Consider the following 13,229-nt stretch of genomic DNA (forward strand, 5'->3'; position numbering starts at 1 on the left):
TCAGTTAGCGGTTTCGTTGTCGGTTTCAATGTTCACCACCTGATAGTTCAGGAAGTTCTTTGAAGGTTTGATATCGGTTTTGGATGCGGTCACGTAAAACTGTTCGTCGAACGTGCCGGGTTCAAACTGCGGATGTACATCAAAGACCTGGAAGGCGATCACTGCGTGCTGTCCATCCCGGTATTTGTAGTCGATCTTGCGGAACACGTTAGCGTCTGCATCGATGAACAGGTTGACCTCGTTGACCACCGCATCTTTCAGGGCCACTTTGTAGTGGTGGGCCTGATCCTTTTTACCCATGTACTGGGGCTTACCATAAAAAGAGAACAGGCTGTCCATGTTGAAACCGGGCGGCTGAAAGTTGTCGAGGTTCTCCGCCTTCGGGTTTCTTTTAGAGCAGACGATCTCACGTGCGGTACGGTCTACCATGATCAGGTATTTTTCATTCATGAGCATGTCCTGGTCGGCATAACGGTAACGGTACCGCTGTGCGTCTTTCCGGATCTCCACCTTTTCATTATAGAACGGAACGCTCGCGCCGGCATCTTCAAACACCTGCACCTGCATCACGATGTGAACGCTTTCCATCTGCTGGTACTTCTCTTTCATGCCGAGCAGCACCTGGGCGAAGTCTTGCTGTGCATACGCTGCCTGCATGCCCATCACCAGCATGAGCAACAGGCTTAGCCGGATGCGCATCGCCGTAAGGCAGAAAACATTCCTGTTCATATCGTTCTTCAGTTTCTTTATTTTTAAAAACGCGTTCATGTTCTTTGTTTCAGCAGAACGTCTTTTACCGGTTGGCGGGACGTTCGTAGAGGCTGTTCACATTCTCGGAGATGGTTTTCACTCCTTTTTCTGTTTCTTTTTTCACCAGGTAGAGATTGCCTTCGGCGTCGTAGAAATAGAACGATGCAAAGTTCTCTTCGTCGAGTATGGCCTGCAGCCTGTAATCTTTGAGGTTGTACACGTAGCTCTTCATGTTCCCTTTCTCGGGGTGCAGTCGCAGGTCGTCATACCATGCGGTGCGCGCTACGCCTCCCGTGGTTGCGGGCCTGAACATCAGCTCGAGCGTGGCGCCTTTTTCACCCGAATAAGTGAAGGTACCTTTGAGCTGCTGCCAGCCTTCGATAACAGGCCCGGAGGGCTCGAAAGGGAACCGCGACTTCTCGAGGCCCTGCTTGTTGCGTACCACCACGTCTATCCCGATGATGTCGGCGAGCTCGGGCTTGGGAACGCTCGGATTGCCTACGGAAACCCATGCGCTGATCAGGTAGTTCTTTCCGGAATCGAGCTGCAGCAGGTTCTGCTTGAATGTTTTCTCCGTACTGATCTTCAGGCTGTGGGTACCTGAGTGAGCAAACGCAGGGTCGATGTCAGGGCTGATAACGGGAAGGATCTCATTGGTAACTTTCATACGGCCCTTCCACAAGCCGCGGTGGGGCGCTTCTTTCAGCACCACCACAGACCAATCAGGATTAGGTCCATAGGCGAGCTTGCACACGATCTCGTTGTTCTGCGTATAGTTGTAGCGGAACGGGAAGAACGGGAAGTGCAGGAAGCCATAAGCCGACACATCCACCTGCACAACCTGGTCAAGATCCTTCAGGCTCGCTTCCACCACGGCGATGTTGCCATGGGCGCTCCGGATGTTGTAGAGGTAGTAGCTGGGAAGAGGCTGGTTACCAAAGATCCAGTTGCCGGAAGATTTGTCGTCCAGGTACTCGAAGCTGGTGAACGCCATTTCCGCATTGCGCATGTTGACACCGTTGGCTGACGGCAGGTGACCACCATAGTCATACAAGGCTGAGGAGTATATGCCGAGCACGTCACGGTTCTCCAGCTCGTAGCTGTAAGGACTGTACTGGGTCATGGAATTGGCCTTGACCCATCCGGGGATGGCTTCGAGGTCAGCATATTGCCAGTTGAACTGATCCATGGTGAACGTACCGTCAGTGGCCACGTTCACCGGCTCCGATGCTTTGCGCGCCGTCTCGTATACAAATGCGCCGTCGTTGCGCCAGACGCCCAGTGTTCCGTTCAGGAAGCTGTGCTTCTCATCCACGGTGGGATCGATGTGCTGCGTAGGCCACGAATCAGAGAACGTGGAAGCGCTCACCTGAAGCACCTGCTTCTTGATATCCGTGAGCACCTCTATGGTAGTGTCTTTCCAGATGGCATCTTCAGGGGTCACTACCAACTGGATCTGCCTCGACTGGGAGCCGCTGCAACCGCCGCAGTTGAAGTTTACGTTAACGGAGATGTTATACGTTCCTGCCGCGCCAAACGAATGGAAAGGCATCGCTTCTCTCGAGGTTCCGCCATCGCCAAAGCTCCATGCGTAAGAGGTGATCATACAGTCGCCCACCTGGCCTGTGGAAGCGGTGAACTGGTAAGCGCAGATATAACGCTTGTGTGTAATGGCCAGGGTTGTCAGGCCCGTGACGGGAACTGACAGCTCATCCAGCGCCGAAGTGACCTGCATGTTACAGGCCGCATTCGCATCCGCACAATGACCGTCTGCCGTGATATAGGTTCTGGCCGTAAACATAACGCTGGTGGTGCCGGACGGTGTCTGGCTGAGGAAGGTGCGGAAGGTGAGCACATCTGACGAATCGGGCGCGAGATAACCCGCGGGCAATGTCCAGCGAAGCCTCACGCGGTTGTTCTCCGTGGTTACTACAGGTGCCGGCAGATCACCTGACTCCACCATCTCTTTGAACTGGGTGCCGGGCGGAAGTGTTACCTCCAGCTGATTGAGTCGTGTATTGATGCTACCGATGTTCCTGATGCGCAGCTGCATATCGTTATCGCTGTTGCAGGTCAGGGCCTGGGGCGCGGTGAGCTTCAATTCAAGGGAATCGAGATCTTCGGCAGAGATCCCGTTGAGCTTGATCTTGCGCTGGTCAACCGTCTCCATGTAGTCGCCGCAGTTGGTGTAACCATTCACGGTGTATTTGATGGGCAATCCGGGATCAAAACCGCAGCTGGTGGTGAGGCTGAAAGAAAGCCTGATCTTGTTGTCGTTGGTGTAAATGCCCGGGAGGTTACCGCCAACGATGCGGGAGATATCGATGCCTGTTCTGCCATCCTGCTGACGGATCGCATCGGCAGGGATAGGCGCAGCGTTGGCGTTGAAGGGATAATTGAACTGCGGAACGGTGGCGGCATCGAATGATACGGAAGGCGGAAGCTGCACCCATACCATCAGCTGTTTCATATCGCCGAACTTGGTGCTGGCCAGGTCGATCTCGAAAGGTGTGGCCACGCAGAGGTCAACTTCTTCGGGACCATTCTTGCGCACCTGCCACTGCAGGTCTGCTGTCTTGTACTTGATGCTCATGGTCTCGGCCATCACAAACCCTTCGCACGACGCCTTGCGGTCAACGATGGAGCCCGTGTAACCAGACACGTCAGGGTACGTATTGTAGTCCCAGCTGGTAAACACGTTCACATCCTGGAGGCGATCGTCTTCACAGTTCTGGTAAGTGGCCACCACTTTCAACGTGACACACGAGGTAAGATCGATGGTTCCAAGCCTCACCATCATATACCTGCCTTTGGGGTGAGCGGCATCGCGCGGACCGTAGTAGGAAATATCCGTTTCAGGGATCGCGTTGTTGTTATGGTCCAGTACCTGCTGAAGCACCGTGCTGTTGTCATCGCCCTTCAGCTCGAAGGCTACCCATGTGTTGAGCGAATTCCGGCGGTCCACGCTGTTGGGGTTACAAAGCTGCACGGGCCAGGTGACCTTGTCGCTGTATCCCTCCTGAACGCTGTTCGCGGTAAGCTGCAGGTTTGGGCGCCGGTAATTATAGATATCTGCATCGAGGCGCGTTACCCCACTCATCTGGTGATTGGCAGCAACCGGCAGGTGAGCATTGCTGGCCAGTATATAGTCGTTGCTATGTCCCAGCCGGCGATCATAGAAGGTAGTGACAGGAACAAAAAGATTGTTTGGATTTGTACAGTCTATCTTGACCGATGCCAGGAAATACGTGTAGTTATAATTGATCACCGGCAGATCATTATTGCGCGCTATGATAATGGTACGCTTGTCTGGCGAGAAAGTGGCGCCCGTAAAGGTGAAGACGTTGCCATTGCCCGGCGTGCCGATGCTGAACTGCACCGGTTTGGTGTCATCGAAGATGTAACCTTTCGGCAGCGTGATGGTTTGTCTCTCAGGATAGAACATGGGTCTGAACTCATTGGGGAAATCCTGGATCCCATAGTTGTAGTTATCGTTACCTCCTTCAAACCTGAAATAGCTGATGGCCATCTGGTCTTTTTCGGTGAGCGTAAAGCTTACGTTCTGGCTTGTATACGAAGGGCGCAGCAGCAAAAAGTCGTCGCCGAAACCAAGACAGTTGGTAGGGTTACCATTGATGCGGGTGTAGAATTGTCCCCTGAAATCCACCAATGGATATTCACCACGTACAACGCCATCCAGCGCATCTACGTTGTATTTGACCTTCAGCTCGAACACTCCGCCTGAGGTCAGCTGTGCAGGCAGGCCGCCCGTACCCAGCGGCACGTTGAACGTATATTTGAAAGTTGAATCCACAATGACTTTCGACATTTCGCTGGCAGGAATATTGTAAGCCGTGTTGCCCAGCACGAACGAAGCAGATACAAAGTGCAGCACTTCCCTGTTGATAGGCGCGGTATATTTGATCTCCGCCGAGAGATTGTTTGCTGTTCCACCAGCCACCCGTCCCTGCACAGTTACTTCCATATCGTCTTTCGGATAGGCTGCGTCGAGGCGTTGCTGCGCAGGATCGCGTTTTACGATCGGTGGATTGGCTCCGTAAAGCGTGCCGTAGCGATGGAAGTAGAACGAGGGTTGTACCCAGCCCAGCGTTGTACGTTCTGCTGTGAAGAGCGTGGTCTCAACAGAAGAACAGGTGCCGCAATGCAGGTACATTTCTTTCGACGCTGAAGCTACTTTGAAGAAGCTAGCGCAATTTTTATCGAAATAATACAACATGTCCACCGTGATGTCATCCACCAGCACACCGGGGGCAGCCTCCGCACAATTCAGCTCGAATTCGAAATCGATATTTAAGAATTGGGGCTGCTGGTAAAACGGATCCACGATGGTGTACGTATTGCCGGCCTTCGTAAAGGACAGGTCCTTGTTGTTCCACCGGGCTGCTCTCAGTGCCACGCCCTGGGGCACCCCTACATTGACTTTGAACACAGCATCCTGGGTTTTGAGAAGACTCGAGTAATTGTACTCCTTCAGTTCAAAACGAACTGTTTCACGTTTGCCGTTGGTGAGGTCAGAAGCATTCAACAGCTTCTGCGACAGTGTGCGAAAACCTATACCATACGAAGGGATACCAATACCGGTCTGTTGCCCCGACCATTTCTGGTAGTAGAGGTTGGCATTGAAGCCATAGTTCAGATTGTATTCATTGGGCAGATCAAGTGATGAAAGCAATACTCCTGTATATGTTACCGTGCTGCCTACCGGGAAGTCGTCATAAAATCCATCTTCATCAACATCGTCCAACCCGCCCGCGCCGTCCGGGTCGTAGGTGAAACGATCCTTGAAATTAAAACTAAACCGTTTCTGGTAGGTTGTTGGCCAGCCGGGATTGTCGTAAACAAACTCCGAATAGCTCAACAGACTTCCGATGGGTACCAGCGTGCCATTGGAATGATTGATGTAAAAGTTATGGTTGTCGGTAGTTTTCGGTGAACTCTGATAGATGAAGAATTCAACGTTGAAACCTGCGTCTTTAGAAGCGGGTGTATTACCGGATCCGTCGTTTGCAAAGCTCCAGCGGACAGTACCCGGATCGTTGCAAAAATCAGTACGGGTAAGCACTTGTGTGTTGATCCTCGGTAGGGACGGCTCTCCGCCAATCGCCTCGATGTAGGCCGTGAACTGGGCCTGGCGGTCGTCAGCATTACACACCGCTGCAAGGCATCCCCATTGTGCCGTATAAATGGTCTCGATAGCACCTTTGCTGGTGTTGGCTTTCACATAGTCTACCAGTTGCAGCACTTCATTCTCGTCCAGGAAGGCATCACCGTTGCCGGTGCCTGAAAAATTGGTGATCGTATATTTTTTACCCAGCGTGGGGTGATTGATGGTGGATGTGATCACCTGGTTACCCGAAGCAGTGACCAGCTCAAGCTTGTCTACTGTCAGCTCGATATCAGACTTCAGGTAAAAATCGAGGCTGCTCAGTCTTCCCAGTCCCGAGTTCTTGACACCGATATGCCGGCTCACCGTCTTGGTGATGAAGGGCACAGCCTGGTTCTTTTCGTTCTCGGGAATGAACAGCTCCAGCTCAGGATAAAGCACGCTGTAAGATTCAGATCCATTAGGCTCCGGAAGCTCTTTCTCTCCGCCCAAATTATACTTCACCAGTGTCTCATTGTTCACCAGGTTTGATGTTGAACCGGTAGCCCGCAAAGTTTCGATCAGACCGCAGTTGGCTTTGGCCTGAAAGCGTACTGTTTTAGGCTCTGCATCCGGGAGGCTGCCCACCGTGAAGTAAAGGTTTGCATGATCGATCGGCAAAACCTCGCTCATATTCTGTGCCGATCCGGCCACGTATACCATACCCTCGGGCATGCGCGGATAGAGTCTCACGTTTGTTATGGGACTGCCCGATGTATTGCGGATGATCACCGTGAACTCGAGCGCGTTGCCGCAGACCACCACAGAACCCGCCGACCGTGTATCGATCTCGAGATCAGGTGTTGTCTGTGCGTTGGCAACCCCTGCTATAAGCGCAAATGCCAGCAAGAAGGCGGATTTGATATTTTTCAATACCATCATGGGTGCAGAGAGGTTATTTGGACTGATCATACACTAATGAATTAGTGGTCTTGTTTGACTTGTCGTAGGCCTTGATCGTGAGCGTATAGTAGAGCGCTTTCATCTGATCGTGCGCGGGCTGAAAAAAACTGATGCGTTGCCCTTCGAACGGCACTGCATACTTGTCGAAGACCAGCTCTACCTTGTTCTGTTTCTGCACCACAGGATACAGGTTCACAACCACACCCCCCGTGCTGCCATCCTGCACAGCGACCTCCAGCCGGCTCAGGCTCGCGGGATCACTGACCGTCATCTCTATCATGAAGCTGTTCTTTTCTGCTGCGGCGTCGATCACCGGCGTTGCTCTCAGATCCGACAAAATAACCGGGGAGTTTTGAGCGAGGGCCGCTGCCGAAATAAACAACAGGAGGGCCGCAAGGTGTATCTTCTTCATGGGGGTCTGAGGTTTCTTTTTTATTGAGGGATGGTGATCGTTTTAGGGTGTGTAACAGGATCTCCTGGCTTCGAAGGATCTTCCAGCGCTGTGACGGTGCCTGCCATCACGCTGAGCTGGTTCCTGTAACCGGAACGCACGATCATGCAGCGGTATTCGGTTTCCGTCAGGGCCACTTCACTGTACAACACATGGCGTCCATTGAGCTCGCCGGTATATACGACGCTGGCGATCGGTTTTGCCATTTTACCATCTTTGCCGTAGACCAGCAGCTCGTCACCCGGGATCAGCTTAGGCGCCGCAGCCGAGTTGAACTGATATAACGTATTCTTATAAGTGTCTTTCTGAACGCCGCTCACCGAGAACCTGAAGCCGATGTTCTGATAGGCCGCGCCCATTCCCTGGTACTGGGTATACGCCGGGATGGAGTAGCTGTAGACGGCTTTGTTAAAGTTGTTGTTCACCGACGTAAGCACCGGCGCGCCCGTGAGCTTATCCCACTTGATGTTATCGGTCTTCACCAACGAGCCGCCATCGTAAGCTTCTGTGCTTTCGAGAATGCCGGTCTTGAAGATCACCTTGTTGGTAGCGGCCGAACGCAAGTGACTTGTGCTCTTGGTAATGGACGGCCATGGCACCGGCACCACGATCATCCCGATGAACACGAAGAGGAACTCGTTGTTGTAACGCACGCCGCCCGTCCATGCCTTGTCTTCGTACTCACGCATATCGGCAAAGAACTCGTTCTCCTGCCCTACTGTGAATTTCGGCATCGATGCCGACCGCTCCTGCGGCTTGAGCAGGCTCAGCGTTCCGTCTGGATTCTGCTTGAACTGGTTGAGCAGTGTGAACACCTTTTCCTTTTCATAGATCTTTGGTTCGCAGGCATAATTGTATTTCACCCATGAGATCGGCTCCGGCTCGATCTGGCCCTGCCGGTCCTGGCGATAGTTGCTCACCTTCTTCGGCTTGCCGTGCATGTCGTTGGTCACGATGCTATATCCCTGGCTTGTGGTGAGCTTCATGATGTTGATGCTTCCGATGAACGGGATCATCAGCGGCAGCTTGTAAGCTTTGTTGGCCTTTTCGGTTTCATCGGTTATCACCGGAAAATCTTTGGCAGTGTAGAACTCGTGCACGGTCATGCCCGAAGTACCGTAGGTGATGCCGGGCCCTTTCGGGAACAGCGTGGCGTTCTCTCCTTCCAGCTCGATGTTCTTTACTTTTTTGCCTGCAAGGCTCGCCGCCGCGAGGCTGGTCACGGTAACTTTCGAATAGCCAACCTGCGGGCCGGGATAATAAGTTTCGTTGATCGGGTATTCAAAGAAGAGGTTGTTATCGGTACGCAGCGGCACCGACTGGGTATACTTCTTGGCATAGCGCAGCGGGTTTTCGTCGCCACCCACCAAGGGCTCATAGGCAGCCACACCACTGCTGATCTCCTTGCCCTGTTCTACCGTGCGGTATTCATAGACCTGGCCATAGATGCCTTCCTTGTCTTTGCTCCACTGATCTTTCATGGTGATCTGCCGCACCCGGAGGCCGCCGCCATACTTGATCTTGTCTACCGAGTTGAGACGGATCCATGATCTGCCCGCGGTCACTTCCCTGCCCCATTTCCTGCCTTCACAGAAATTGTAATAGCCACCGAACATCTTCCTGATATCGGCGATGATGCCGCTCATGCCCTGGATCTGCCTCACACGGTCTTTGGCATTGTCGGTCTGCCGCAGCTTGTTACCGGCATTGGCGATCTCAGGCTGATTGGTGCGCAGGTGCTGCCATACACGCATGGAGAACGGGTGGTAGTTCTTTTCTTTCTGCACGAAGAATGAACCATAATGGAACCTCGTGGAGTCAGGGTGCTTCTTCTCAAGGCGCATGGGACTGCCCGTGGGGTCGTCAAATTTGATATCCGCATATCCGCAGATGTACTCATGGAAATCCTCGCTCGGACTGCGTAGATTGATGTTGAGCTTGAAGTAAACCTGCCCGCGCTGCTGATCCAGATATTTCAGTACTTCAGCCCTTTGATCAAGGCCGGGCACATCCTTGATCGGCTTCTCCAGCTTGAACCTGATCTTTGTGTTGTCGGTAAGCTCGTAGTCATACACTGCCGTTGCGCCGGGGTCGCCTGACATATAGGGGTTCACCAGCTCCGTCATCTGCATCGCCTGCTTGTGCTGCACATAGGCGTAATCGTCGCTTTCGTAGTCTACGATGATCTTTCCTCCCGAAGGCAGCTCGATCTCCGTGAGACTCCAGGCTGCCGCATTTCGGTGGATCTCTTCTTCCTTCTCTGCACGCTGCTCGGAATACGGAGCGTCATGGTTGTAAAGACGGTCCGTGCCCGGATAAGGTTTATAACCTCCCCACCGGTCGTAGGCATCGATATCGTAATTCGGATTGTTGTCGTGATACTTGAAAACATACGGGTTAAGCGAACCCCGCGCGCTGGTACCATATTCGAACCAGAGTCGCTTCAGGGTGAGCTTGCCAGCATTCTGCACGATGCTGTTCTCAACGTTTTTGCAAAGCGATGAGTCGTAATCGAAACGTACGGTCTTGATCGGGTTGCCGATGCCGGCAGAACGTGTGTGCAGTTTGATCCGCGTAAGCTTATGCTGTGCCTTGCCTATATGATCGTTAAGATTGTCATCTTGCAGCTTCATACCCGCACCGCGGGCATCGTCTCTTTCTTCGGTCTCAAAAACCGCGATGTGCGATTTGGTCTCAGCCTGCGCTAGGTACCAGATCTCTTTCTCACCGTAAACGAAGCTGCCCCTGTCGTCGCGCGGGTCGGTCTTCCAACCTTCCTGGTAGTGTGCTTTTGTAAAAGGGTCGCGCCACTTATAACTATCGCCGCTCTGTGCGATCCTTTTGTAAGTGAACTTTACCCAGTAACCGAGATCTTTTTCACTGACGCCGTTTCCATCCACATCCACATAGTCGGGCCCGATGATGGAAGTGAGCAGGTACGAATGCGCATAGGCAGGCATTTCCACACGCTTGAGGAACTTGTCGGTATAATCGTACCGGCCAAAATCCGGGTCGCCCTCATTGCCCTCCGTATGAACACGTGTACGGTTCCCTTCGGGGTCGCCTGCGCTGAATGTAACTTCTTCCTGTTTCAGGTTATAAGCAGGAATGCCATACACATAACGAAGGCCCTCAGGGGTAAGCGCTGTGAATCCCGCGGTATGGTGCAACGGCCAGGCGGTACGTTTATAATCATGCTCGACGCCATTCTTATCCTTGTACTTCACGGCAAACTGGGTCAGCTGTTCCACATCACCGTTCAGCAACTGTTCATTGGTGATGGGCTGGATCACCTGGTTGCGGGGTCTGCGTTCCAGGTTGGGTGCCGGAAGCTGCTTCGGCGCGAGGCCTCTGGCTTCTAACTTTGTTGTAGCCCTGGCGTTGACCTTGGGATCTATGATCTCGACCCTTACGGCGCGCTCTCCGCCCAGGTCATCGAGCATGCTGGTAGATTGGGCCGAAGGTTCACCGTGCACCTTGAAGTACCAGGGTTGATCGAGGTTGTCGAGGCTGTCTTTCCGGAAGGCCATGGCGCCTGCCATATCGTTGTTGTCAGTCCATGCGCCCGAAGTTGACTTCGAGTGATTCACACTGAGGTTGATGCCGACGTGGGCTGCGGGTCCGATGTCCACACCGGCAGAGCCGCCCTTCGATTGCGAAGTGACCTGCTGATCGCGCACATACCCGTAGTCATTGCGCATGGGGCGGTACATGGCGGAAATGCCCTGCCCTACAACGGAGTAGATATCGTACGACAGGGAAGGAATACCGAGGTTGGGAGACTCTTTGGATACGATCCCATCTTTTTCGCGGTTGAAATCAAGCAGGGCCGTTGGTTTGGTGGCGGCATGCTGATAGTGCAGGTACCCATAGGCTTCTGCCGGCACCCGTTTCTTATCGTGCTTCAGGCGCTGATCATTATAAAAACCATTGATGTAAGGAGACGCAAATACGCCCCACCACGCACCCCCCGCCTTGAATGTGGCAGAGATGTTGGTGCTGGTCATGGGCATGGTGATCTGCGGCGTATAGCCGGGATGTGCCAGTGAAAGCGACGAAGACTGGCTTACAGCAGAGCTTATATTGTACTCTTTTGTTTTGCCGTTCTTCTTGTTCGTCATGGTCTCGCTCGTCTTTGCCAATGAATAGCTGTGGCTGAACGAGATGCTGGACAGACCGGTCTTGGAATTGTAACCGACACCGAGCCCGAACTCACCGATCTCCGTGCCCAGGCTCAGCGACGGACTCACGGTAGCGCCTTCCTTTGAATCGAGGGAGACATCAAGGCCTACGCCGGCGCTGGCCATGCCTCCCTCCGACTTGGAATAACCGATGGAGCCATCGATGCTGTACCCGATGCCTTTGTAGTTGTTGTTATAAACGCTGAAACCTACCGAGAGGGATGCGCCAGAGCTCGCACCGAAAACTTCCAATCCGACACCGGCGCCTATCCCTACCGTGATGTTGGGCTTGATCGACATTTTTGTATAGATCTTGTCGCCCTTGAACTCATCCGGCAAGCCGCGCATCTGGCGGTTGATCGCACCCGGGTTCAGGCTCCAGCCGAGTCCTACCCAGCTTGCTTCCTGGTCCATGCTGATGCCCGATTGGTAAGCGAGGTTGAATGGATAGCCGCCGTTGGGTCCCGGCAGCTCGAACAGCGGAATGTTGTATGAAAAGTCACCCGAGAAAAGGTCTACCATGTCTGTGGTGCCGGCGGGCTGAAAGGCCTGCGTTTCAGGTTGCGCAGGTCCGCTGGTGAGCGCATACACCGCTGTTGGGGCCACGAGCTCAGACACGAATAACGAAACGAAAAATAAGGCGATTATTCTTCTTCGCTGCTGAAATGCTTTCATCATATGGCTAAAGAGGGAATATTGTCTTTTGAGATCCTGATACGAACGGGCAGGGCGCTGAAGTGACCGGAGCTGATCACCAGCGTGGCCTCTTTCGATTCCATGTCCGAAGTCTCGAATGCCAGCACAAACGTGCTGATGTTGGTGATGCCGTTGCTTCTCTGGTAGTGGAAAAGTGCGCAAGGCAACTTCCTGCCATTCTCTTCGAGGGAGATATCCTGCTGAAATTCGTATGAAAAATAGTAGAGCTTCTGCTGATGCTCCGTGTGACTAGCCACACCGTGGCTGACCAGGTCTGCAGCGCTGCCCGAGGGACTGATGGAAAGTACATAGTGCTGCAGTGCGCTTCCGCTCTCCAGGCCCGGTGCTATACCGGCGCGTTGAAGCGTGATGTACTGAGGCGGTTGGTATTGAAGGTCGAACTCGTATCCGGCCTCCTGTTTTTTCACATGAAGACCGTTGTCATAATCCCTGACCCATTTCACGTAAGCATCGCCGGACAATGGCGAATTGCAGGCAGTGAAAAATACGGTGGAGGAAAAACAAAGCAGTACAGCGAACGATTTGATCAAACGACCGATGTATATCGATCCAAGGGAAAATCTTTGCGTAGTATGCGCAAGGATATGACGATAGACGTCTGACATCCAGGGTGGGGGTTAGGGTCTCAGGTAAAAACTACGTGCGACAAAGGAAATTCTTTTAGCGGCAATTCTGCAAAGGTTTACTCCTATTATTTTTTTGTTTACCGGTGTGAAATTATTGCATACCGAAAAAGGAGTACAAAAAAAGATGTAAGAAACCCGAACAACTGAATACGTTTTTACAGGAAAATTGGCCTGCCTGAAAGAATACGTTTAAACACATGCTCGCCACAAAACGGTGCAACGTTGCACCTACACGTCCTGTCGTTCAGCGCAAGAATAAAATTTCGCCGCCTGCCAAAATGTATTATTTATTATGAGATTCCGGAGATGACAGTGAGCGGTTGCGGAGCCTGTAAAGAAACTGTTACCGGTAAAAACGACTGAAGTTTCCGGATCTTCACGCGCCGGTATAAAAAGAACCATCAAATAAGTGTGAACACGACACCAACGGAGACACG

At 52.7% G+C, this 13,229-nt stretch carries 5 protein-coding genes; all 5 read right to left on the bottom strand.

The genetic code is table 11. The features are described from left to right. From KK083_RS19985 to KK083_RS20005, 5 genes are read right to left on the bottom strand one after another with little or no spacing between them, the layout of a single operon-like run. Nucleotides 1–768: a LolA3 family protein gene (locus tag KK083_RS19985; protein WP_254166855.1), complete on the bottom strand. Its 768-nt coding sequence runs from the start codon at nt 766–768 to the stop codon at nt 1–3. 25 nt (nt 769–793) lie between these two features. Continuing rightward, a complete protein-coding gene (locus tag KK083_RS19990) occupies nt 794–6,826 on the bottom strand; it encodes a PKD domain-containing protein (protein WP_254166856.1) in 6,033 nt (2,010 codons plus the stop codon). After that, nucleotides 6,810–7,229: a hypothetical protein gene (locus KK083_RS19995; protein WP_254166857.1), complete on the bottom strand. Its 420-nt coding sequence runs from the start codon at nt 7,227–7,229 to the stop codon at nt 6,810–6,812. Before KK083_RS19995 ends, KK083_RS19990 begins: the two co-directional genes overlap by 17 nt. A 20-nt stretch (nt 7,230–7,249) precedes the next feature. After that, nucleotides 7,250–12,127 carry a hypothetical protein gene (locus KK083_RS20000; RefSeq protein WP_254166859.1) on the bottom strand — a complete coding sequence of 1,626 codons (4,878 nt, stop codon included), beginning with the start codon at nt 12,125–12,127 and terminating at the stop codon, nt 7,250–7,252. Beyond that, the gene (locus tag KK083_RS20005) at nt 12,124–12,771 is read right to left on the bottom strand and encodes a hypothetical protein (protein WP_254166861.1); all 648 of its coding nucleotides are present in this window, start codon (nt 12,769–12,771) and stop codon (nt 12,124–12,126) included. Before KK083_RS20005 ends, KK083_RS20000 begins: the two co-directional genes overlap by 4 nt. Nucleotides 12,772–13,229 lie beyond the last annotated feature (458 nt).

Source organism: Chryseosolibacter histidinae (genome assembly GCF_018598225.1).
GTDB lineage: Bacteria > Bacteroidota > Bacteroidia > Cytophagales > Cyclobacteriaceae > Chryseosolibacter > Chryseosolibacter histidini.

What these genes read in the sequence shown, in the direction of transcription:
- KK083_RS19985 (WP_254166855.1), bottom strand. Translation starts at nt 768, where the DNA reads ATGAACGCGTTTTTAAAAATAAAGAAACTGAAGAACGATATGAACAGG.
- KK083_RS19990 (WP_254166856.1), bottom strand. Translation starts at nt 6,826, where the DNA reads ATGATCAGTCCAAATAACCTCTCTGCACCCATGATGGTATTGAAAAAT.
- KK083_RS19995 (WP_254166857.1), bottom strand. Translation starts at nt 7,229, where the DNA reads ATGAAGAAGATACACCTTGCGGCCCTCCTGTTGTTTATTTCGGCAGCG.
- KK083_RS20000 (WP_254166859.1), bottom strand. Translation starts at nt 12,127, where the DNA reads ATGATGAAAGCATTTCAGCAGCGAAGAAGAATAATCGCCTTATTTTTC.
- KK083_RS20005 (WP_254166861.1), bottom strand. Translation starts at nt 12,771, where the DNA reads ATGTCAGACGTCTATCGTCATATCCTTGCGCATACTACGCAAAGATTT.